Below are 24,044 nucleotides of genomic sequence, written 5' to 3' on the forward strand. Positions count from 1 at the left end.
TATTCAAAGGTATATTCAACTAGATTATATAGGAGTATTCACAAAATGTACACAAAAAAGACGAACGTTATTATAAAAAAATAAAATTTTATTCGTGTTTTTATTGACCTTTGAGCTCGCTGTATATAGAATAAAGGTGAGTTGAAAGACAGGAGGAATACAATTTTGGTAACTGATAAGGTATTGCAGGAAGATTGGCTGGTCGCTTGCCGCTCAAGCGATGTAGGGGAGAAGCCGATTCAAGTTATATTAATGGGCGAACGGATTGCCGTATTTCGGACAAGTGAAGGCGTTCATGCATTTAAGGACCTTTGCATCCACAGGGGTGCAGCCCTTTCACTTGGCGAAGTGAAAAATGACTGTCTGGTGTGCCCTTACCATGCGTGGGAATATAATACGAGCGGAGAATGTGTTTCTATTCCACAATTGCCGGAAGGTCGTGCTATTCCTAAGAAAGCCAAGGCTATTAAATATGCTTGTATCGAGAAGTACGGATTCATTTGGATCAATCTTGCCGATAACACTCCGGAGCTTTTTTCCTACCCGCAAGCGGAGGCAGTAGAATACCGCAATGTTATCTGGGGACCTCAGGAGGTAGCAGCAAAGCCACCGCGGATTATTGAAAACTTTTTAGATGTTGGCCATTTGGCAGTTGTCCATGAAGGATACTTAGGAGATACTAGCCACCGGGAAATCGGTGATTACCAGGTGCATTGGGAAGAAGATCGCATCTATTCAGATGAGATTGCCATTTACCAGCCGGATCCGGATGGATCGGGGATACCTAAATATGTTTATTACACATATGAAATTCTACGGCCATTTACCGTACTTTTTACGAAAAAGGATAGGGAAACGAATCAAGAAATGACGATTCTATTAACGATTCGTCCGGTCGATGAAAACAAATCCATTGCCTATGGAATTCTTTCTTTTAACTATGATCCAGGTTTATCTGATGAAGAAATCGTCCAGTTCCAAAATTTGATTTTTGCACAGGATAAGCCGATTGTTGAAAATCAAAAGCCAGAGGAGCTGCCGCTTGATCTGCAGGTGGAGCTTTCACTTGTGTGTGACCGTATGAGCATTGCCTATCGGCAATATTTAAAAAAACTTGGCGTAGTGCTGGGGACTGCTTAAGAACAAATTGGGAGGCCGAACCTTAGGGGTGGCCGCCTTTTTTGTTTTCTAGTAATTTTAGAAGTGACAAAGCCTCACTTTAAATTGTATAATAATTCACAATAATTAAAATGAGGGTTGAGGTAGCTATTATGAGTTCGTTTTTTAAAAATCAGCTAGAACAATTTCAAGAGAAGAATCAAAATCGCGGCAGGCTATTAGTCAGTTGTCCGGATCAACCTGGTATTGTGGCCGCCATTTCGCAATTTTTATTTTCCTACAATGCAAATATTATTGAGTCAAATCAGTATTCTACTAATCCAGAGGGCGGGCGTTTTTTCATCAGAATTGAATTTGAATGCCCCTCTTTAAAAGATAAAGCTAAGGATATGAAACAGCAATTTGTAGAGATAGCTGCGCAGTTTTCAATGGAATGGAGCTTTAGACCAGTTTTTGAAGTGAAAAGAACGGCGATTTTTGTGTCAAAGGAATTGCACTGTTTGCTTGAACTCTTATGGGAATGGCAAAGCGGTGATTTGTTGACAGACATCGCTCTTGTCATCAGTAATCATGAAGAGGCTAGGGATGTGGTCGAAGGACTGAATATTCCGTTCTACTATATTCCTGCTAATAAAGACATTCGTGCGGAGGTTGAAGCCAAGCAACTGCAGCTCCTCAAAGAACATGATATTGATGTCATCGTGCTGGCCCGCTATATGCAAATTTTGACACCAAACTTTGTGGCTGCTAACCCGAATAAAATTATCAACATCCACCACTCGTTCCTGCCAGCCTTTATTGGAGCGCGGCCGTATGAACGGGCATATAGCCGAGGTGTAAAATTAATCGGGGCCACCTCCCATTATGTGACCAATGATTTGGACGAGGGGCCTATTATCGAGCAGGATATTGCCCGGGTTGACCACCGTTCGAATGTGGAGGCACTAAAGAAAATCGGCCGTTCAATCGAGCGGAGTGTTTTAGCGCGTGCAGTCAAATGGCATTTAGAAGACCGGGTTATTGTCCATCAGAATAAGACGATTGTCTTTTAATGCGTAGTTATATATTCTTAACAGCCATCCCGTGATAATGGATGGCTTTTTTTGCGTTAGTCTGGAAGAATGAAGCATTCAATTCAGTTCATAATAAGAACGAAAAGGAGTGATTTTCATGGATAAGAAATATAACACAAACGTTGATGCAACGGTGGAATTAAAGAAGGCACTCAATAAAACCAAGCCGCCGCAAAACCGGATGAGCGAAGCGGAGAGAAGAATGAAATATGGTGAAAAGGGAAATAAAGTTTAAACTTACCTGATTCCTATAAAAAATAGAGGTGAAAAAAGATGGCAGATAAGAATCCAATTGTGTATTCAGGAAAGGTTTTGGATCAAAGAAATACCCTGACTGGTCCGGACGATTCAGGAAAAACGGGTTATCCGAAACCTCCAAAGCATGTATCAATACAGCAGAAGAATAATAACGATTAAGTTTGAAGGGAAAGGGTGTCGGGATGGTGCGGCACCTTTTTCTTTTTGTATAAGCATTTAATTTTTGTTCCTAAACTGTCATTGTTACTATAGTAGTGTATCTGTTTAAAGAAAGGACTTATAAATAATGACAAATATTCATATACCAGTTTCCGTATTAAACCTTGCCCCAATTCGGGAAGGACAGGATTCGAAACAAGCGATTGATGCAATGGTGGATTTAGCACAGTCAGTTGAGAAAATGGGATATAAACGTTATTGGATTGCGGAGCACCACAACACCCCGACGCTGGTCAGTTCTGCAACTGCCATTTTAATAAAACATACCTTAGAACATACAAATGAAATTAGCGTGGGCTCGGGCGGGATTATGCTCCCGAACCACTCCCCTTTGGTAGTTGCTGAACAATTCGGAACAATGGCAACCATTTATCCGGGGCGGGTTGAACTTGGTCTCGGCCGCGCGCCTGGAACAGACATGATGACAGCAAATGCACTAAGACGTTCGAAAAATGATTCTGTCTTTACGTTTCCTGATGATGTTAAAGCGTTGCAAACGTATTTTGGACCTGAAGACCAGCAAGGTTATGTCCGTGCATATCCTGGGGCAGGAACGAATATCCCTATTTATATTCTTGGTTCCTCGACAGATTCTGCTTACTTGGCGGCAAGTCTGGGACTTCCATATGTTTTTGCCTCCCACTTTGCGCCAAGATACATGGAGGATGCGATTTCGATTTATCGCAGCCGGTTCCAGCCGTCTGAGTATTTGGATCAGCCATACATGATGGTTTGTTTAAACGTGGTTGCTGCCGAAACAGACGAGGAAGCAAGTTTCTTATCAACTACGATGCGGCAATTTTCCCTAAATGTTGTTCGCGGTTCCCGCATGCCATTGCAGCCGCCGGTTGAAAATATGGAACAAATTTGGACTCCAATGGAGAAGGAAATGGTGATGTCCATGTCCAGAATGACGATGTTGGGAAGTAAAGAGACCGTCCGGGAGCAGTTGTCAGCATTTCAGGAAAAATATAATGTGGATGAACTTATGGCTGTTACCTATATCTATGATGTTGAAAAACAAAAACGGTCGTATGAGATATTAAAGGAAATTGTGGACGGGAAATAGGAAATAAAAAGCGCAAATATCTTGCGGGTAGCCGCAGCATATTTGCGTTTTTTTTTATAATCAAATTTGTAATAGAATAATGGAAAAATGTGAAATTAGGAGGTGGTACACAAAATGTCATTAAAAAAATGAGAATGCGGAAAAGGTTATGTTTCAAATAAGAATTTTTTGCGACGTATTTCTTGCTAATATTACGATTTTTCAAATATAAGTGTAAAATAAAGATAGGAAAAATACTCCATTTTGATTCGCCATACGATTTTTCCAAATCAAAACGAAAGAAGATGGAGAAAATGGACAAAACGAAGGTTTTATCCAACATGGCCGGCATAGTGTTGACATTGGTGGGGACTGCAGCGATTGCGGTTGGACTGGGGCTGATTGTGGCGCCCGATGGAGATGGTTTCAAGCTATCAGTTGAGCTCTTGAAAAATACTCCATTCAGGGACTATTTCATTCCCGGTATCGTTTTGTTGACAGTGATTGGAGTAGGCAGTTTATTGGCGGCAATTCCAGCATTTAAGCTTCATCGGTTCGCAGGAGCAGCGACCTTGCTGCTTGGCTTGGCACTCGTCCTGTTTATTGTGGCCCCAAGTCTATTGGATTGGAACAGGAAGCGGTTTATTGCCGATTTTAATGATTGTTGGGATTGTGGAGATAGGCTTAGGAGTTTTGATCATGGCAGTGGATTCTAATCATCAAATGTTCCACCGCCATCATAATCACCATGCACATTAAAGGGAAAATTGGAGGAATTTTACATTGAAAAGTGTAAGATTCCTTTTTGTCATTTTTTGCAGGGTTTTCGGAATTTTTGTTGAAAGGTTAATAAGGATGGTTTCATAAAAAATGATAAAGGGGTATTTGCAAAATGGAAAGTTTTCACTTTAAAGTAAATGGCAGCTGGCAGGGAGATCGGAATGGGAAGGGGCATATTCAGACAAACGGTGGTCTTGATATCGCTGTTTCGGCACCGGCGGATATGGAGGGTCCAGGAATCGGTTCAAATCCAGAGGAGCTGCTTATTTCTTCTTCCAATAATTGTTATATGATTACACTAGGGGCGATGCTGGGGAATCGAAAAATTGAGGTAGAAAAACTCGAGGTTGTTTCTGAGGGTGTTGTCGACAGGGAGGATGGTAAATTGAAGTTTAAACAAATTATCCATCGCCCAGTTTTTTATATTAGTAGTGACTCTGGAATCTCTCCAGAAAAATTGCAAGAGATTGCAGTTCGAGCTGAAAAAGCTTGCTTTATTTCGCAAACATTGCGGCCGAGCATCAATTTTTCAGTTGAACCAAATGTTGTTGTTGATGGAAAATAATACTTGACCAAAAAATGGGCATGTACTAATATTGATATTAGTTTTTCTATATGTTGTTTGATTTGTAAAATCGAAAACTATATATTGTGTTAGCCTTAAGGGAAGATGCCGAACACGGCTTAATAGGGAATCCGGTGTGATGCCGGAACTGCCCCCGCAACTGTAAATGCTGACGAAATGAGCAAACCACTGTATAAGAATGCTTATGAAAATAGGTGCTTATACGGGAAGGGCTTAGAGTAGAGTGATGCATAAGTCAGGAGACCTGTCTTTCTTAAGATGTTTCAACTTCTTCGGGGATTGAGAAGAGGAAACGACGGCAACAAAAGGAAGACATGGCCTGGTTATTCCCTTTTGTTGTGTGCTCGTTTCATCCGCTCGGTTCTCGCCGGAGCGGATTTTTTATTTTTTTAGGAGGAAAGTGACATGACCACACAGGTTAAGACAGAAATAAAGGAAGTATTTGAGACGATTAGGCAGGCATCCGATAAATACGGAGTGGATACGATGGAGCTGCAAAAACAAATCATGGAGCTGGATGGGTCAGCATTGGAGGCAAATCAGCAGGGATTATTATATGCAGTCAACAAAATTGCAATGGACCAGCCGGATTGGACTTTTGTTGCGGCCCGCTTATATCTGTATGAACTCTATATTCATGCAGCAGAGAATAGAGGCTATGATTCTTCACTAAAATATGGGGATCTACACGGCTTAATTATACATTTAAGTAGTATAGGGATTTATTCTAGTGACCTATTAAATCTATATACGAAAGAGGAAATAGAGGAATTAGCGAAAGAGATTAATCCTGAGCGGGATGAGTTATTTAATTACATAGGGTTATTCCTATTGGCAGACCGTTATCTTGCCCGGGACCATAATCGAAACATTTTCGAACTACCGCAGGAACGTTTCATGATCATTGCCATGACAATCATGAAAAATGAGGACAAGGACCATCGATTAAAGCTTGTGAAGGAAGCCTACTGGGCACTTAGCAATTTATACATGACTGTAGCCACACCCACCTTGGCGAATGCCGGAAAAAGCTTTGGCCAGCTGTCTTCCTGCTTCATTGATACGGTGGACGATTCGCTTGATGGCATCTATTTAAACAATTGGGATATTGCTAGATTGAGCAAAGATGGCGGTGGGATTGGGATTTACTTTGGAAAAGTCCGGGCACTGGGTTCTGATATTAAGAAATTTAAAGGAAATTCCTCTGGTGTTGTACCATGGATCAAACTAGTTAATGACACTGCAGTAAGTGTTGATCAATTAGGGCAGCGTCAGGGCGCGATTGCCGTTTATATGGATTTATTCCATAAGGATTTGATGAACGGATTTCTGGATTTGAAAACGAACAATGGGGACGAACGCCGGAAAGCACATGATATTTTTACAGGAGTCTGCGTGCCGGATCTTTTTATGAAAAAACTGCAGGAGACCGATGGGGATGGCAGAAGCATCGGCGAGTGGCATACCTTTTGTCCTCATCAAGTGAAGCAGGTAATGGGCTGGAAAGATGCCGATGGGAATCCGCTAGGGCTAGAGGATTTTTATGATGAAATTGACCGGAAATATTTTAGGGATAAATATGAAGAGGCTGTTAACCATCCCTTATTGCCGCGAAAAACATATAGGGCTATGGAGATTATGGCGCGAATCATGATGGTGCAATTGGAAACAGGGACCCCGTACATGTTTTATCGGGACGAAGTCAACCGGCAAAATCCCAATAAACATCTATTAGGAAAGGGCCGCACATCGATTTTCTGCAGCAACCTTTGTACGGAAATCACGCAAAATATGTCGGCGACGAAAATTGTTAACGAATACCAGGATCAAGAAGGAAATGTAGTAATTGTTCGAAAACCTGGTGATTTCGTGGTATGTAATCTATCGTCTATTAATCTTGCAAAAGCAGTCCCGGCTAAGGTAATGGAGCGTTTGGTCCGTATCCAGGTCAGAATGCTGGATAATGTCATTGATTTAAATACCATTTCGGTAGGACAGGCGCAGCTGACGAATCAAAAATTCCGGGCTATCGGTCTCGGTACGTTTGGATGGCATCATCTTTTAGCGTTGAAGGGGATACACTGGGAATCGGAGCGGGCTGTTGAATTTGCGGACGAGCTTTATGAGGAGATTGCCTACTATACCATTCGATCCTCAATGGAATTGGCCCGTGAAAAAGGAGCTTACAGTCAGTTCCATGGTTCGGAGTGGCAGACCGGGGAGTATTTTGAGCGTAAAAATTACCGCTCTGAACGGTGGCTGGAGATAAAAAAGGAGGTAGCTCAGCACGGGCTCCGGAATGGCTGGTTGATGGCCATCGCTCCGAATTCATCAACAGCTAAAATTGGAGGCTCAACCGACGGTATTGACCCAATTTACTCTGTTGAATTCGCGGAGGAAAAGAAAAACTTTAAGTTTAAAGTAACAGCACCGGATTTGAACCATCGAACGTATCTCTATTACCGCCGGGCAAGGCACGAGCTGGATCAGCAGTGGAGCATTCAACAAAATGCTGCCCGCGCTCGCCATATTGACCAAGCAATCAGCTTTAACCTTTATGTCCGACATGATATCAAGGCGAAAGAACTGTTAAACCTTCATATGGAAGCATGGAGGCAGGGGTTGAAGACGACGTACTACGTTAGAAGCACTTCGCAAACGGAAATCGAAGAATGCGAAGCTTGTCATAGCTGACAGGAGGAAATAGAGATGAAACTTTTGAAAAAAATTAAACTTTTGAATCCAGAGTTTCCCAATAAGTCAACCGGCATCATCAATGGCCAGTCGTCGGGTTTGCTGAATTGGAATGATATTGCTTATCCGCAGATGTATGATTTATATCAAACTTTGTTATCAAATTTTTGGAAAGCTCAAGAGATTAATATGCAGGATGACATAAAACAATGGGACCTGCTTAGTGACATTGAAAAAGATGTATTTTTGCGGATCAATACCCAGCTAGCATCACTAGACAGTCTGCAAACACCAACGATGACACAAGTAATGGATTATGTGACCGATTCCAGCTTTAAAGCAATTTTTGCAGTGATTGCCCAGCAAGAGGCAATCCACAATGAATCCTATTCGTATATTTTGAGCTCGCTAGTTCCGTTAAGAGAGCAGAATGAGCGGTTTAATCAGGCGAAAAGTGACCCGATTGTACAAAAACGGAACCAGCTGATTTTAGATGCGTATGAACGATTTCGTGAAAAGCCCACAGCACAACATTTATTTGAATTAAGTGTAAACTCAATAAATCTCGAGGGGATCTATTTTTATGCGGGCTTTGCCTTTTTCTATCATCTTGCCCAGCAGCAGAAAATGCTGAAAACGAGCACGATGATCAGCTATATTCAGCGGGATGAAATGCAGCATGCCTACTTCATGGCCCAGTTTATTCGGATTCTATTAACTGAAAACTCGGAGCTGTTTACCCAAGAGAATATGGACTATGTCTATCGATCGATTGGACAAGCTGTTGCGCTGGAAAAAGAGTGGGCTTCATTCATTTTGAAGGATATTAACGGGATTGATTTGGGAGAATACGAAGAATACACGGAATACCTTGCCAATAAGCGCCTGCGTCAGCTTGGCCTTGAAAATTTATACAAGGATAGGACCAATCCGATGCCGTGGATCCATGTGTATAGTGATGAAATGCTGAACGGAACAAAATCTGACTTCTTTGAGCAGAAGCCGCGGACCTATTCCAAAGTCACCCAATCAAATGGGTTCGATGAGTTATGAAAATAGCCATCATATATGCTTCAAAAACAGGGAATACGGAGGAATTAGCCTATTTGCTGTGGCGTTTATTTTTACAGATAAATAGCGATACAGCCTTATTCCGTGTCGACCAATTTCCGGTTTGGGATTTAGCGAGGTTTGATACGATCGTGATTGGAACCTATACGTGGGGAAATGGGGAAATCCCATATGAAATGATGGAACTGTACCGCGCTTTTGAAAAATTGGAGGTCAGAGGTATGATCACGGGAGCAGCAGGGACTGGCGACAGCGGGTACCCAAGGTTTTGCGGGGCAGTTGATGAATTCAGGGATATGCTTTATGTTCAGACGAACTTGGCGGCCACTCTTAAAATTGAAGTGATTCCGCAGGCGAAGGACTTAGAGCGATGCAGGAAGTTTGTGGATGCTATTGTACAACGAATCAACCAAAGAATTGCTTTGGGTTCGTAAACAAAGAAATGCGAGAATTTAAAAATAGTTCTCGCATTTTTGAATTTAATTTTAGTCCTATCTTAAAAGGAAGGAAATTCCTTGGAAAATTTGCTAGAATAAAAGTGGTGTAATATTTCATACGCCAAGGTAAAAAATTTATATGTAAAGAGGCGATTGGGTGAAAGTTCAAAAAACGCTTTACCGTAAGTTTTTCTCTGTATTAACTGCCGCCGCCATGATGACAACTGCCACTGCTGCTCTTGCAGCCCCTAAAGAACTTCCCGTACTGCCAGCAAAAGCACAAGCTAATGCCTCTTATGAATCTACTCTACATAATAATGACAAAAGCAACTATGCGTTGACTATCATGCACACCAATGATACCCATGCACATTTAGACAATATTGCAAGAAGGATAACTGCTATTAAACAAGTGCGCGAAGCACATCCAGGTTCACTTTTATTGGATGCTGGGGATGTTTTTAGCGGCACACTTTATTTTAACGAATATGAGGGACTTGCGGATCTAGAGTTTATGAATCTTGCGGGCTATGACGCGATGACATTCGGCAACCATGAGTTTGACAAAGGAACTGCCACCTTGGCGAATTTTGTGAAAGAGGCAGGATTCCCGTTTGTCAGCGCCAACGTTGATTTTAAAAAGGATGGAAATATAAGCCCGTATTTTAGCGATGAAATAAAAAACAATCCCAAGCGAAATGGCGAAATTTACAATGGCATTATTAAAAAGGTAAACGGGGAGAGAATCGGGATTTTTGGATTGACGACTGCCGAAACCGTGGACATCTCCAGCCCAGGTCCTGATGTGGCTTTTCAAAATTATCTAGAAGAGGCAAAACAAGCAGTCAAATCGTTCAAAGAAAAAGGCGTCAACAAAATTATTGCTCTGACTCATATCGGGTACGATGATGGCGGCGGGGATAACGACCTGATATTAGCCAAGGAAGTCGACGGAATTGACATCATCGTCGGCGGCCATACCCATACTAAACTGGACCAACCGGTCATGGTAGAGGCCGGCAAGGAGCCAACGGTTATTGTCCAAGCCAATGAATACAGCAAATTTTTGGGTACACTGGATGTTCAATTTGATAAAAAAGGAAAAATCGTAAATTTTGGTGGCAAGCTTATTGACCTTGATCAAAAAGTGAATAACGCTTATGTCATCCCGGATGACCCCGAGGCCGCACAGATACTCGAAACTAAATACAAGCCAGCTGTAGTAGAAATGCAAAAGACCGTGATTGGTAAAACAACGGTTGACTTAATCGGCGGCAATCCGCCTGCCCGAACAGTTGAAACCAATCTGGGTAACTTAATTACGGATGGAATGCTGGCCAAAGCAAAAACAATCAATCCTGATACCGTCATAGCTTTCCAAAATGGCGGCGGGATTCGGGCCACGGTGCCTGCGGGGAATATTACCTTGGCGAATGTATTCGAAATTATGCCGTTTGGAAACTCACTGGGCATCATGAAATTAACGGGTGCGGAAATTAAAGAGGCTCTGGAAATCAGCGTGAAAGACGCACCTAAGGCATTTGGAGGGTTCCTGCAAGTATCCGGTTTGAAATTCACCTATGACAGCAGTCAACCTGTTGGCCAAAGGGTGAAATCGATCGATGTAAAAGAGGATGGCGTTAATTATGTTCCTGTTGATCCGAATAAAACTTATGTCGTTGCCACGAACACCTTCACAGCAAAAGGCGGAGACGGTTTTACTGTTTTCGCGAAAGCGTACAGTGAAGGCCGTGTCAGCGAGCCGGGATATGTGGACTGGGAAACCTTTACTGAATATGTAAGCGCCCAAGAAGATAAAACCGTCAATCCAAGTTTGGAGGGGCGCATCGTAAATCTGGCAAATTAATAGCTGGACGTATTTGAAGGCTAAAAAAGAAATCCAGAAAAACTATGTTAATACAGTTGGGAATTTTACTTATGGTAAGATTCCCCTTTTTATGTAAAAAATATAGAATTCTAGCAATAAAAATACGTTTCGTGTCACGAAACACCATGCTATAATGGATAACATGATTATAGTAAATTGGAAAGGTTCGTGTACATCCTTATGAATGTCGGCCAAAATAAAGCTTTTATCAGCTTGTTTTTAGTCTCTGTCTTTTGGGGCTGTAATTATCCCATCAGTGCTTATTTGCTTCAAGGGTTTTCCCCAGTATTCTTATCAACTGTCCGAATTTGCATTACGTCACTTTTTCTCATCATTGTCGCGCTCTTTTATAAGGGCATAAAGCGGCCAACAACCTCGGAGTGGAGATATCTTGTTGGTGTTGGGATTTTTGGTACGCTTTTAAACCAGACGTTTTATTTTACCGGCCTGAAACATACAACACCTGCCAATGCTTCGTTAATTATTTCGCTGGCACCAATTGCGACAATTATCCTCGAACGGATTATTTTTAAGGTGAAATTAACAGCTAAAAAATCTTTAGGGGCTATCATCAGTTTGATTGGTGTTTTTTCAATTATTGGGGTTGCCGGAGGATCATTAGGAATCTCTTGGGGAGATTTTAATATTTTTATAGCAATGATTTGTTTGTCGATCAGTATTTTATTTATCCGCGGTTTATCCCAAACCATGCCTTCTTTAGTGGTCACGGTTTATGCGACCGTTTTAGGGAGTGTCTTAATGATTCCTGCTGCAGGGGTGGAAGGGATGGTGAGCGGGACTGCCATCAGTCATTCTGTCTTCATGTGGTCGTTGCTAATTTTTGCAGCGATATTTGCCCAAGGAATGGCCGGTTTTTGGTGGAATAGCGGGGTGGCCAAAGTGGGGGCAGGAACGGCTTCCATGTTCATGAATGTTCAACCGTTTGTCGCCATTCTTGCTTCTCACTTCATATTAGGGAACCCGATTATGCTGTCGCAAATCTTAGGAGGAATCTTAGTACTGCTGGGGGTTTATATCGCCAACATGCCTAGTCTCAAACCAATCATGGCAGTTGATTCGAAGAAAGGCATTTAAATATAGTCGTAATTTTAATATGGCAGTAAACATTAGATACTGATCTTTTTTTGGATTAATCTTAAAAGGAAAAACCGCAGATTCACAGTGAACTGATCTGCGGTTTTTTCTCATTTTTCCAGAGATTTAATAGAAAGGATTAAAACGCCATATCATTATCCCTGGTTGTTGGGTCACTAATTCTGTTCGAGGATTCTGGAACATCGTCGTAAATTTTAGTGTCAACATTGTTTATAGAACCGTCGGCCAGCCCTTTAAAGACCTCATATAAAGGCACTTTAACGGTTTCCTTTAACATACCAGACTGTTTTTGTCCAAGAGTCTGGCTCTGTCCTTTGATTTCAATTAGCATAATCGCAGTGTCATTTAACGCGAATGCCCCAAGTGCCGTTCCAGGCAAGTTCACATCCGGGTATTTTTGAATCGCTCCATAATGGGATAAGCCGCGTTGCAAGGCCAAGTAGGAAAGGGCGTTTACTTGCTTGCCAAGCTTAAGGACATCTTCGTCCACTTCATAGTGTTCTCCTGTAAAAGGATCTGTATATGGATCAGCTACTACTGCCGCAATTTGCACAGGAACGGAACGGTTATCTTCATCGGAAACAGTATTGAAACCGCGGTGATGAACATCGACGTATACGTCTGGTTTAAACTCTTTAAAGACGGAGGAAACGGTTCGGGCCTCAGCGGTGACAAAAAAACCACCATTGTTACTGTTATTTGTTGCCTTGCTGTTTAAAAACTGGGCAACCTCAGCCGGATCTTGATTTTCAACTCTAAAATCTAAATTAGGATTGTAGTCACGGTTTTGGTCGTACCCCGGAATACCATAAACTACCGTGCCATTGTTATTCTGGGCACGTTCACTGCCTAAAGCATTGTAGTACCAAGGTGCTTTTGTATCAAATGGGAGGCCGATTTTTTCTGGAAGCCATGTTTGAAGGGTGTAACGGGTCGGGTACCATTTTCCTTCAAATTGGTTATCGGCACCTTCCGGGTTGATGCGCGGCATAATCCAGATTGATACCTTATCTAGTATTTCGTCTACTTCCTTTCCTCCGCTTGATAGTTTTTGGATGATATCAATGGCTGCTTCGGTGCCGATTTGCTCGTTGCCGTGGATTTGTGTAGTGATAAGGATTCGTTTCTTATTTTGGTCCGCGTCACCAAACTTCACAACATATAATGGATCGCCCTTTTCTTCTTCGGTTTTGTAACCATCAAGAGTCCAGTTTGAATATCCCGCAATCTCCAGCTTCATTTTTCCTTTTGAAGAGGCTTCGAGTTTTTGAAGCGTTTTCGCTAATTCTTCATTAGACATGTAGCTCGATAGTGAGATGTTTTGCTCGTTTTCTACATAAGGTCCGTTTGGATTTGATTGCGGCTCAGCAAGGGCTGTAGAAGACACCGCCATTGTAAGAGCCATTGCCGTTGGAATGACTAGCCTTGAAAATTTTCTCATCAACACTTCCCCCTAATAATTATGTAATCCCGGATTTTTCATTTATATTTAACAACTCTTTCGGGACTCTAATAAGATAATAATAGAAAATGAACTGGAAGTTTAGGAAAATGTTAGTAAATTTGGAAAATTAAATCTTTTGTTCTAAATAAAATAATAGAGGGTTTCTATCGAACTATATTTTGATAGGAGAAGGATAGGAGTTTTGCCTTATTTTAAAAAATGCATATTTTAGGGTGTTACTGATTCGATCAGGCAAGACCCAAAATGAGCCATCAGGAGGAGTTTGTCCTTCCTATCGACCGTTTAGGTCTTTTTTTATTGTTTAACATATCCACAAAAATTTTGGTAAAATTTAAGAGAGTTCTACATAAAGTGGACATTGTGATGGGGACATTTGGAAGTCCCTCCGGAGGATTAGCTGTTTTTTAAAAAGGGTGCTTTGACACCTCTTCCAACGCTTAACAAAGTAAAGGAAACCCTAGGAAGATAGTGGGGAACAATAAGAAATCTATATAGGAGGGTTTGTATGTCAAAAGAAAACCTTATATCAAAACTATTAAAAGACTATGATTTTGCACTTAATCACTCGGGTGTAAATGGGGAACGATTAGGGCAAAGATTGGCCATGCTTTCGGAAATTGGTGCCACTGCTGACGGTGGCGTCAATCGCCCCGGCTTTTCGGCAGAGGAAAAGCAAGCAAAAGAACAAGTGAAAGTATGGATGAAAGACGCCGGTTTAAAGGTTTGGGAGGACGGAGCAGGCAATGTGTTCGGAAGGTTATCGGGATTAGCCGATTCTATACCAGCAGTTGCTTCAGGTTCACATGTCGATAGTGTCCCTAATGGAGGGAATTTTGACGGCCCACTTGGCGTATTAGCTGCTCTTGAAGTGGTTGAGGCGTGGAAGGACACGGGATATCGTCCGCAGCATCCATTTGAAGTTGTCATTTTTTCGGATGAAGAGGGAGCTCGGTTTAATGGCAGTTTAACAGGAAGTATGAGCTTGATGGGAACGATTGATCTCGAAAAACAGCTTCAATTGACTGATTTTAATGGGGATTCATTTGAAGCGGTGCTTGAAAAATACGGGACAAGTCTCGACGACTTGAAAAAGGCTTCAAGCCACAAGAAGGACATTGGATTATTTGTTGAGGTACATATTGAACAGGGAAAGCGACTTGAAAAGGCTGGGCTCCCTGTTGGCATTGTCAGCGGAATAGCCGGGCCATGCTGGCTTGAGATTATTTTTTCAGGAAAAGCGGGCCACGCCGGAAACACACCGATGAATGATCGTAAGGACGCGCTTGTTGCTGCAGGTGAATTTGTGGTTGCGGTGGAGACATTACCTGAAAAAGTAAGCTCTACTGCCGTTGCAACGGTTGGTAAGCTTTCTGTTCATCCAAATGGGATCAACGTCATCCCTGGAGAGGTCTCTTTGTTTGCTGATATTCGGGATATTTATGAGAATACCCGGGATGAACTTGTCTCGCTTGTTACTGAAAAAGCAAAATCCATTGCTGAAAAGCGAGGGCTAGAGGTATCGATTAATGTGAACACTTCTGTCAAGCCTGTACCGATTGATGAAAGCATTCAAACGAAGCTCGAAAAAGCATTTCTAGAAAATCAAATTGAGCCAATGAGATTACCAAGCGGTGCTGGACATGATTCGATGATTGTAGGAGAGGAGATCCAAGTCGGCATGATTTTTGTAAGAAGCAAGGACGGAATCAGCCACAATCCAAAAGAATGGTCCTCCCTAAATGATTGCGTAATAGCAGTGCATGTGTTAAAAAGCTTTATTGAAAGCTTGTGAAACGCGGGGACGGTTCTTCTGCTTTTGAGTTAGAATAACCGTCCCAATTCATCACTATTCTACTTTTATTTTAATCTGTGACACCGCATTGTACCCATATCCCTTCCGGTTCCAGAAAGCGGTATCGGGCTGCAAATGGCCGTTTGAATCATAGGCTCGGACCTTGATGGAGTATTCGCGATTTTTTTCAAATACAAAAGAATATGACCACTTAATCCATTGATATTGTCGGGGCTGATCACGGAGAGTGGCTTGCTTCCATGTTTCACCATCATCCAAACTAACCTCAACGGAGATAACCACACCTTCGCCAGTCCAAGCGAGACCCTTTATTTCATGCTGGCCAGACTGCAAGATTTGTCGGTCATGCGGCTGCTGAATAATCGAATTCACATGGCTCACTGTTACAGGGACGGCCTCTTCATTATTGTTTTTGTGGGGATAATAGACATAATCATCTGTCTGGAATGGCCCGGAAAAAGGGTGGTCCACTACACGAATGGTTTTTAGCCACTTGACTGACGCCATTCCGTACCAGCCAGGAACGATTAAACGAAAAGGAAAACCATGCTTTGAGCTGATCGGTTTATGGTTGTGTTCCCAGGCGACTATACAATCGTGTTCCATCGCTTTTTTGAGCGGGAGGCTTCTTGCGAAAGGAACATGTTGACCTTTCTTGACCCCAGAATCATTACCCTCAAAGACCACTTCAAGGGCACTATCCTGAATCCCGGCAATCTGCAGCAGATAGAAAAGGGGCACCCCTTTCCATGTTCCTTGACTAATAGCCCCATCATTCCATTGCTCTCCAAACACTTTTGGTCTAAAGTGGGCCCGTTTGTTCCCAGAACACTCAACTACAGCGGTCACTGTTCGAGATGGCATTGTAATGATTTGATTGTATGGGATGGAAATGGGATTTTTCACTGAGCCTGTGATGGTTAGATAGTACGATTTGGTGGAAAGAGTAGGAAATGGAAAGTGATTTCTTCGATAGGTTAATCGGGTCGGGGTTTCACTGTTTTCAAGAAAATGGATCGGTGTTTCTTGATTTTCGGGCTTTAAACTATGCGTGGTTAGGTAAGGCTTTATTTTAATAAAAGGATCCTCGCGATACAAAAAAATCACTCCTTTCTTCTTATCAATATTTACGTGAAAAATAATAAATTTATCCATAAAGAAATTAGGTCTTAGTAGGCAGTTTTACTTCATGTCCGACCTTTTAGAATAAATAAATCTTGCTATCTATTAAATAATTAGTTATTTGTACAAATTTTTTTGAAGATTATATAAGAGAAAGTAAAAAAAATTTTTACTATAATACTAATAGGAATATAATCCCATTTATTCTTTGTTAGAAAAAATAATCATTTTTTAAGAAGGGGAGTAAGTGTTTATGACAATATTAGAAGAGCAAGTATTAATATATTTAAATGGGAGAACGATTAAACATTTTGAAGGGTTAGGGTATGAAATACCGAGATATTTGGACTCCCAAGGCAGGTTAAATATCAAAAAGGGAACTAATATTTTAGTAAAAGTTATTGATTTACAACCTTATAGTGAAGCAGTATTAACAAAAATTTGCGACGAATGTGGGAAGAAAATTGAAAATCAGGCTTATAAAACTATATTGAAAAACAGAAAAAATGGTTTGGATTTGTGTTATAAATGTGCAAAATTAAAGCAGGGTAATAAAATTAGAATAAATGTACCCTATAAACGGTCTTTGGAATATTATGCGAAAACTAATAATATTGAATATATATTGTCCGAATTTAGTGATAAGAATATTAAAAATCCAAAGGAAATATCCTATGGAACTAGAGACGTCTATTGGTGGAAATGTCCCCAATGCAATAGTGACTATGAAATGTCTGCAAATGCACGAACGAATAAGGAACATAAAGGTTGCCCATTTTGTGTTGGAAGAAGGGTTAATCACACAAATTGTTTATGGACCACACATCCTAACATTTCAAAATTATTAAATAATAAAGAACGGGGATATAAAATAACAGCAGGTACTAATAAGAAGGAAGATTTTAAATGTGAGATTTGTGGATATTCCAGGTCTATCTTAATTACAAGTGTTGTAGCGGGAGGATTTACATGTCCTAAGTGTTCAGATGGGATTAGCTATCCAGAAAAATTTGTGTTTTCTTTACTCTCCCAACTTAATATTTATTTTGAAAAAGGAAAGGTATTTAATTGGTCTAAAAACTACAAGTGTGAAAAAAGTGTTTTGGATGGGAAAAAGATATATGATTTTTACATTCCATCAATTACTTGTGTTATAGAAGTACATGGTAGACAACATTATGATGAACGCCAGGGTTTATTTGCTACTACAAGAGATTTAGATTTTGAAAAAAATAATGATTCGATAAAAAGGGTGCTTGCTATTGAAAACGGTATTAAAAACTATATAGTCGTAGATTGTAAATTTTCAAAAATGGAATATATTAAAAATAATATTTTAAATAGCGAAATTGGTAACTTAATTGATTTAAGCAATATTGATTGGTTACAGTGTCACAATGATGCGCTTAACACATTAGTAAAGAAAGTTTGTAACTTATGGTGTGATGGAAAAAGGAATCTTACTGAAATTGCTTATAGTTTTAAGTTGTCAAGAAATACAGTTAACCTCTATTTAAAACAAGGTGCTAAATTGGGATGGTGTGATTATAGCCCCAAAAATTTTATTGGAGATAGGACTGGTAAAAGTATTGTTCAATTGAATCTAAGTGGGGAGTTTATTAAGTGTTGGGATACCATGGCCGATGCATACAAGGGAACTGGAATTTCCGTAACAAATATAAGTTCAGTTTGTAGAGGTAAAAAGAAATCAGCAGGCGGATATAAATGGATATATAAGGATGTATATGAAGAGATACAAAATAATTAAATCAATCGTTTTTTTGATATTGGAGATTTGTTATCCTTTTGGGTTTATTTATGCATCCTAAAAGAAGGATTTAAAGAATAAACATATTAAAAATCTATTGAAATAACAGTATGGATGATTATTTTATCAGCATTGTTGGGAAGAATGGTGGATGAGAAATATATATAATTAGGGGGGGCATCCATGATTGAACCATTAGATTATCCATACATACTTTACAACGAAGTAATAATGTATATTGAAGCGAAATGGAATCGTCGCTTAGATGATACGGAACGTCAGGTGCTAATCGAAGGATACCGATACGGACGCATGGTAGAAGCGGAAAACGAAATCAAAATTTTATATGCCGATTAAACTATAAAAGCCATTCTTCAGTGAATGGTTTTTTTACAATTAGGAATTTCGAACATAACGTTAAGGAAATAAAAGGTTTTGGTAAAACTTTGTTGAAATAAATATTAAGATAAATTTTATTGGTGGGGTGGGGGATTTGAACGAAATTCAATTGGCATTTATTGATGAATTTGGAAATTATGAATTTGATTTTGACAACCACGACCATTCGACCCACTTTATCATCGTAGCCATACTCGTTAAAGATTCTGAAAAAGAAAACTTAGAACGACAGCTTCAGAACTATTTCCCGTCAGAAGCAGCGCCTATGGATGATGCCCAAAGATCCAAGCTTTTGGAGGATATTAAGGATTTGCCTTTTAACATATATGCGTACGTCATTGATAAGCGGAAGGTAAGGGAAGACAGCGGCATTCTACATCAAACACCTTTTATTAAATATGTTAATCGGATGGTTTATGAAGACTTGAACAGAACCTTTGATCAGCTTGATCTTGTAACGGATGAATCTGAAGGGAAGAAATTCTTGCAGGAATTTAAAAGGTACATCATAGCAAGGAGTATTCCGGATTTATTCAATTATTCTTCGTTTGGGTTCAATAACAGCCAGTCTGATATCCTGCTTCAATTGGCCGGCTTAATTGCGGAGACTTTGGGCAATAGCTACGACCGTACTTCTTATTCCGTCCATTCCCATTCATTGTTAAAAATGATTAAACATAAAATTGCCGCTCTTAATCTACTGCCTTTGGATTACCGACATTTTCTTTATGATTACAAAACAGACCCCGCCGACTCCCGATACAACGAGGTAATCATCAAACAAGCCGTCAATTCCTCCTATCAATATATCGAAAAACATCGCAAAAGTGAGGAAGAGGACGAAAGGCTCCGAATCGATTTTTTAAAGTTCCTTTTATTCAATTTGAAGGAAAATCCCGATGAATACGTCTATACTCAAGAAATTCTTGATAATTTGAATGCCATTCGAGATGTGAAAATGAATCAGCATTATTTCCGTTCAAACATTGTTTCGAAGCTGCGCGATAGCGGGTTGTTAATCGCCAGCAGCAATAAAGGCTATAAATTGCCGGTATCCTTAAACGATTTATACGACTTTGTGAATCTATCAAGTTTGACTATTTACCCAATGCTTCAACGAATTTCAAAGTGCCGTGACCAGATTCTCCTTGCGACAAACCAGGAAATAGACATTCTCGACCCGAAGGAATATGGATACCTGAAAAAAATAATTGAAATGGAAAAATTAAAGGCTCAATAAAAAAACCTTTTTAATGGATGGTTACCGTCACCTATCGCAAATAAAATACCTACGAAAAAATGACTATCAAAGGATATGTTTTGATAGTCATTTTTTATTAGCAAATACCAATTATGTTCAGTCTAACTTTCCTCGGCCATTTTAGATGATGATGCAGTTTCTTTTTTACCAGCAGCACTTTTCCGTGGCATAAATAATGTTAAAACGAGTGCAGCAACAGCTAATATCATCATAAAGTAATAGGCATCACTTGAACCTTGAATCGAAGATAGTATTGCTATTTGCTGTGGGGTAGCAGCTGCATTTTCCCCCATTATTTCTGCCGCGTGATTGGTTGCTTGTGCGGTATAAATGGTAATCACTACAGCAGTCCCGATTGCTCCTGCAATTTGACGGACCGTATTATTCACTGCAGAGCCATGTGTACCTAATTGCTTCGGCAATGCGTTCAAACCAGCAGTATTGAGCGGCATCGTAATAAAACTTAGACCAATTCGTAAAAAGATGGTACGAATCATTAAATACATATAAGATGTCGAACCAGTTAAGTCCGTTACAGCCCACATCGAAGGGATGATAAATAAAAGCCCCGTGATAAATAAAGGTTTTGCTCCTAATTTGTCATATAACTTGCCAGTGATTGGAGACAATATGGCATTGAGGATAGAGCCTGGCAATAATAATAGACCGGCTTCAAATGCCGTAAAACCCCGTCCGCTTTGAAGGTAAATCGGTAATAAGATCAAATCGGCATACATCATCATCGTTACTAAAACATTAATTAATGAAGTTAATGTAAATATCTTGTTCTTGAATACAGATAAATCCAATAAGGGTTCATTTGAGCGTATTTGTCGAACGCAAAATAAAATTGTAAACACTAATCCAATGATTAACGAAAAAATAACAACAGGCGACTCCCACCCTTTATTACCTGCGTTACTGAAGCCATATAAGATAAAGCCAAAACCAATTGTTGAAAGAAAAACACTTACTATATCTAGTTTTGTTTTGGCTGTTTCGGATACATTCACTAAATATTTCAATGCAAATAAAATAACAATCAGCACAAAAGGCACTAAACCAATAAATAGCCATCGCCATGATCCATATTCAATAATATAACCTGCCAAGGTAGGGGCAATGGCAGGGGCAAAGATCATGGCAAACCCAATCAAGCCCATGGCGCTGCCTCTTTTTTCAACTGGAAATATAAATAAAATAACGCTCATCATCAGAGGAATGATAATTCCTGCACCTGCTGCTTGAATCATTCTTCCGATTAATAATAGGCTAAAATTTGGTGCAATCGCACAAATAACGGTTCCTGCTAATAAAAACAGCATGGAGCTGATAAATAATTGCCTTGTCGTATAGCGTTTCATTAAAAAGGCTGTTATCGGAATTAATACACCGTTTACAAGCATAAAGCCTGTTGACAGCCATTGAACGGTTGTGGCTGAAACAGCAAATACATCCATTAAATTACTTAAGGCAACATTTAACAACGTTTGATTCAATACTGATAAAAAACAACCCGATATTAAAACAAATAATAAGATTCCTTTTTTAACATCTTCTCTTTTTTGTTCCATTTCAAACTCCTTTTCTTTTGTTTGCATCTTCAACACAGTGTCAATAAAATTAATACTAACAGACCCAAAAAGAATTGCCCATCTACAATTTTTTTCAAACTGTCAACTAATCAACATCTATTGGCAATCTGTTGAGGAAAGCGTTAAAAATCGATAAAGGAGTTAAAAATGTCTAATCTAAAAAAAGAAGATCCACGCGCCATTCGTTCGAAAAAAATGTTTAAAGATGCCGTTCTGTCCCTTTTAATTGAAGAACCATCAGTATCACAATTAACTGTTCAAAAAATTGCAGATCGCGCTGAATTAAACAGAGCGACCTTTTATTTACATTATCAGGATATTAACGACCTATTAAGACAGATCACCCTTGAAATCTTTGACGAAATGTCTATAAAGCTAAAACCTTTTATACAAACAGAAATCATAGACGACCGAGAACAATTAGTCATATTTTTAGACTATATTTATGAAAATCGAAAATTTTTTGCTATTTTATTTGAAAATAAAAGTGTCGAAACCAATTTATTCAACCTTATAAAAAATCTCATAGAAACTAGAAGAAATAACAAACAAAAAGAGTTACCGAAAAGTTATGTTTCCATTGATATCCTGACAGCTTCCTTAATGGGGATTATTATGTGGTGGATAAAGGATGGAATTCATTATAGCTCTGAATATATAGCTAACCAAATTTCTTTAATGTACAAGCGATGAACAACTTTTGCTCCGGCTTTTTGTGCCAATAAAGTAATCAGATGTCACTGTCAGAAAATAAATCCCGTATACATATTGCAGGGACAGTTTGGCGGGGAAAAGATTCAACCATCAAAGCCAAAAAATCGGAGTGGACTATATGAACAAGCATCATGAATTTCTCAAAAATGAAGGGAATGCATTTCCAGGAAAAACTTATATTGAAGAGCTGTTAAAGCCAATATTTAATGACCAAAGGGATTTTTTATTTGAGGCTATGTTTGATATTCATCGTGCCCATGTGATTATGCTTTCGGAACAGCAAATCATCAAAAGGGACGAAGCTAAAATCATGCTGGTGGGAATTGAAAAAGTTGCAAAAACGGATAGTGCGCTAATTTCATATAACCCTCAATATGAAGATTTATTTTTCATGATGGAGGCAAAAATTGCGGATGAAATTGGTGATGACCTTGCAGGGAAAATCCATATCGGCCGAAGCCGAAACGACATGGGGGTGGCCATGTACCGTTTGGTGCTGAGGGAGCATCTTTTACAGCTGATTGGGAATGGGTATCGGCTGAGTGAAGCATTATTGGAGCAATCGGAGTGTCATGTGGAAACCTATATGACGGCCTATACCCATACACAGCCGGCGCAGCCGACGACGTTAGGGCATTATTTTTTGGCGATTTATGATATTTTGCAGCGGGATATGAAACGGTTATGGTCTGCATATGAAACGGTAAACCAATCGCCGCTTGGAGCGGCAGCGTTAGCAACGACGGGTTTTCCTATCAGCCGTTCGCGGACGGCTGAGCTATTGGGCTTTGACCGGCTGGTTGAGAATTCCTATGATTCCATTGCGGGGGCAGATTATTTATTGGAAACAGCAACCGCCATCATGACATGCATGGTGAATATCGGTAGATGGATTCAGGATTTCTTATTATATGTAACGAGGGAATTTGACGCGTTTAAGGTAGCTGACCCCTATGTTCAAGTCAGCAGCATTATGCCTCAAAAAAGGAACCCAGTTTCAGTGGAACATTCCCGATCGCTTGCGAGCAGTTCTGTTGGTGAGGCGCTCTCTGCCATCCAAATGATTCACAATACGCCGTACGGGGATATCGTTGATACAGAGGATGATCTGCAGCCGCATTTATACCAGGCCTTTTCGAAAGCTAACCGCGTGATGAAGCTGATGTATGCTGTGATATTGACACTTCAAGTTAATAAGGGTCATTTAAAGGAAATGTCTGAAAAATCCTGCATCACGATTACGGAGCTGGCCGATACATTAACGAGGAAATATAATATCTCCTTCAGGAAGGCGCATTCGGTTGCAAGCGCAATTGCCAATAAAACATGTAAGGGAAAAAAAGAATTAAATGATTGGAAGATTGAAGAGGTTAACTCGATGCTGCATGAATTTGTCGATGTCTCGCTTACTGAGGATGAATGGAAAAACATTATTTCTCCAGAGTACTTTGTAAAGCTTAGAAGCATCCAGGGTGGACCCGATCCAGGTGAGGTGAAGAGGATGATTGTCGAAAGAAAGCAAAGTCTAGGAATGAGGTTACATGAGTACGAACAAATCGTTGACAAATTGTCCAGAAAACAGAAACAGTTAAGGGGATTTTTAGTATAAATATCAAGA

21 protein-coding genes and 1 riboswitch are annotated in these 24,044 nt (G+C 40.0%); of the genes, 18 read left to right on the forward strand and 3 right to left on the reverse strand.

All coding sequences use genetic code 11. The features are described 5' to 3' along the window. Positions 1-162: 162 nt before the first annotated feature. The 12 genes from ACFPA1_RS18780 to ACFPA1_RS18835 all read left to right on the forward strand — a co-directional run bounded on the left by ACFPA1_RS18780 (position 163) and on the right by ACFPA1_RS18835 (position 12,268). Positions 163-1,140 (forward strand): Rieske 2Fe-2S domain-containing protein, encoded by a 978-nt coding sequence (locus ACFPA1_RS18780; RefSeq protein ID WP_378584976.1) that lies wholly within the window; start codon positions 163-165, stop codon positions 1,138-1,140. A gap of 131 nt (positions 1,141-1,271) precedes the next feature. Next, positions 1,272-2,171 carry a formyltetrahydrofolate deformylase gene (gene purU, locus ACFPA1_RS18785; RefSeq protein ID WP_213145367.1) on the forward strand — a complete coding sequence of 300 codons (900 nt, stop codon included), beginning with the start codon at positions 1,272-1,274 and terminating at the stop codon, positions 2,169-2,171. A gap of 118 nt (positions 2,172-2,289) precedes the next feature. Next, positions 2,290-2,427, forward strand: coding sequence for a hypothetical protein (locus ACFPA1_RS18790; RefSeq protein ID WP_378584693.1), 138 nt, complete (start codon positions 2,290-2,292; stop codon positions 2,425-2,427). Positions 2,428-2,465: 38 nt separating this feature from the next. Next, a complete protein-coding gene (locus tag ACFPA1_RS18795) occupies positions 2,466-2,609 on the forward strand; it encodes a hypothetical protein (RefSeq protein ID WP_378584695.1) in 144 nt (47 codons plus the stop codon). A gap of 127 nt (positions 2,610-2,736) precedes the next feature. After that, the gene (locus ACFPA1_RS18800; protein ID WP_378584697.1) at positions 2,737-3,738 is read left to right on the forward strand and encodes an LLM class flavin-dependent oxidoreductase; all 1,002 of its coding nucleotides are present in this window, start codon (positions 2,737-2,739) and stop codon (positions 3,736-3,738) included. A gap of 293 nt (positions 3,739-4,031) precedes the next feature. Continuing rightward, complete coding sequence (locus tag ACFPA1_RS18805) at positions 4,032-4,433, forward strand: hypothetical protein (protein ID WP_378584699.1); 402 nt, start codon at positions 4,032-4,034, stop codon at positions 4,431-4,433. 176 nt (positions 4,434-4,609) lie between these two features. Beyond that, complete coding sequence (locus ACFPA1_RS18810; RefSeq protein WP_213145372.1) at positions 4,610-5,062, forward strand: OsmC family protein; 453 nt, start codon at positions 4,610-4,612, stop codon at positions 5,060-5,062. Between the two features lie 86 nt (positions 5,063-5,148). Beyond that, a riboswitch (cobalamin riboswitch) is annotated at positions 5,149-5,350 on the forward strand. 138 nt (positions 5,351-5,488) lie between these two features. Further along, complete coding sequence (locus ACFPA1_RS18815) at positions 5,489-7,777, forward strand: ribonucleoside-diphosphate reductase subunit alpha (RefSeq protein WP_378584701.1); 2,289 nt, start codon at positions 5,489-5,491, stop codon at positions 7,775-7,777. 15 nt (positions 7,778-7,792) lie between these two features. Then, positions 7,793-8,830: a ribonucleotide-diphosphate reductase subunit beta gene (locus ACFPA1_RS18820; protein WP_378584703.1), complete on the forward strand. Its 1,038-nt coding sequence runs from the start codon at positions 7,793-7,795 to the stop codon at positions 8,828-8,830. Further along, entirely contained in the window at positions 8,827-9,282 is a 456-nt protein-coding gene (locus ACFPA1_RS18825; RefSeq protein ID WP_378584705.1) for a flavodoxin domain-containing protein, read from the forward strand. The genes ACFPA1_RS18820 and ACFPA1_RS18825 overlap by 4 nt, the downstream gene beginning before the upstream one ends. Positions 9,283-9,442: 160 nt before the next feature. Beyond that, a complete protein-coding gene (locus ACFPA1_RS18830; protein WP_378584706.1) occupies positions 9,443-11,152 on the forward strand; it encodes a bifunctional metallophosphatase/5'-nucleotidase in 1,710 nt (569 codons plus the stop codon). A 189-nt stretch (positions 11,153-11,341) separates the two neighbouring features. Further along, positions 11,342-12,268, forward strand: coding sequence for a DMT family transporter (locus ACFPA1_RS18835; RefSeq protein ID WP_378584708.1), 927 nt, complete (start codon positions 11,342-11,344; stop codon positions 12,266-12,268). Between the two features lie 139 nt (positions 12,269-12,407). Here the strand turns inward: ACFPA1_RS18835 and ACFPA1_RS18840 are convergent, their stop codons facing one another. Continuing rightward, the gene (locus tag ACFPA1_RS18840; protein WP_378584710.1) at positions 12,408-13,730 is read right to left on the reverse strand and encodes a M14 family zinc carboxypeptidase; all 1,323 of its coding nucleotides are present in this window, start codon (positions 13,728-13,730) and stop codon (positions 12,408-12,410) included. A gap of 529 nt (positions 13,731-14,259) precedes the next feature. Here ACFPA1_RS18840 and ACFPA1_RS18845 point away from each other — a divergent pair. Further along, a complete protein-coding gene (locus ACFPA1_RS18845) occupies positions 14,260-15,546 on the forward strand; it encodes a Zn-dependent hydrolase (RefSeq protein ID WP_378584711.1) in 1,287 nt (428 codons plus the stop codon). Between the two features lie 54 nt (positions 15,547-15,600). On the opposite strand, the gene ACFPA1_RS18850 is transcribed toward ACFPA1_RS18845, so the two are convergent. Next, positions 15,601-16,674 carry a sulfite oxidase gene (locus ACFPA1_RS18850; protein ID WP_378584713.1) on the reverse strand — a complete coding sequence of 358 codons (1,074 nt, stop codon included), beginning with the start codon at positions 16,672-16,674 and terminating at the stop codon, positions 15,601-15,603. Between the two features lie 268 nt (positions 16,675-16,942). Between ACFPA1_RS18850 and ACFPA1_RS18855 the strand changes: the two genes are divergently transcribed. The 3 genes from ACFPA1_RS18855 to ACFPA1_RS18865 all read left to right on the forward strand — a co-directional run bounded on the left by ACFPA1_RS18855 (position 16,943) and on the right by ACFPA1_RS18865 (position 20,096). After that, positions 16,943-18,457 (forward strand): zinc-ribbon domain-containing protein, encoded by a 1,515-nt coding sequence (locus ACFPA1_RS18855; RefSeq protein ID WP_378584715.1) that lies wholly within the window; start codon positions 16,943-16,945, stop codon positions 18,455-18,457. A 183-nt stretch (positions 18,458-18,640) separates the two neighbouring features. Continuing rightward, complete coding sequence (locus ACFPA1_RS18860; protein WP_378584716.1) at positions 18,641-18,814, forward strand: hypothetical protein; 174 nt, start codon at positions 18,641-18,643, stop codon at positions 18,812-18,814. A gap of 136 nt (positions 18,815-18,950) precedes the next feature. Further along, positions 18,951-20,096, forward strand: a complete 1,146-nt coding sequence (locus ACFPA1_RS18865) for a DUF3800 domain-containing protein (RefSeq protein ID WP_378584717.1) — start codon at positions 18,951-18,953, stop codon at positions 20,094-20,096. Between the two features lie 122 nt (positions 20,097-20,218). Here the strand turns inward: ACFPA1_RS18865 and ACFPA1_RS18870 are convergent, their stop codons facing one another. Beyond that, positions 20,219-21,691 carry a DHA2 family efflux MFS transporter permease subunit gene (locus ACFPA1_RS18870; RefSeq protein ID WP_378584719.1) on the reverse strand — a complete coding sequence of 491 codons (1,473 nt, stop codon included), beginning with the start codon at positions 21,689-21,691 and terminating at the stop codon, positions 20,219-20,221. Between the two features lie 168 nt (positions 21,692-21,859). On the opposite strand from ACFPA1_RS18870, the gene ACFPA1_RS18875 reads away from it, so the two are divergent. Then, entirely contained in the window at positions 21,860-22,405 is a 546-nt protein-coding gene (locus ACFPA1_RS18875; protein WP_213145384.1) for a TetR/AcrR family transcriptional regulator, read from the forward strand. A 139-nt stretch (positions 22,406-22,544) separates the two neighbouring features. Beyond that, positions 22,545-24,035 carry an argininosuccinate lyase gene (argH, locus tag ACFPA1_RS18880; RefSeq protein WP_378584722.1) on the forward strand — a complete coding sequence of 497 codons (1,491 nt, stop codon included), beginning with the start codon at positions 22,545-22,547 and terminating at the stop codon, positions 24,033-24,035. Positions 24,036-24,044 lie beyond the last annotated feature (9 nt).

The sequence above is a fragment of the Neobacillus sp. GCM10023253 genome, from assembly GCF_042653105.1.
Lineage (GTDB): Bacteria > Bacillota > Bacilli > Bacillales > Cytobacillaceae > Neobacillus > Neobacillus citreus.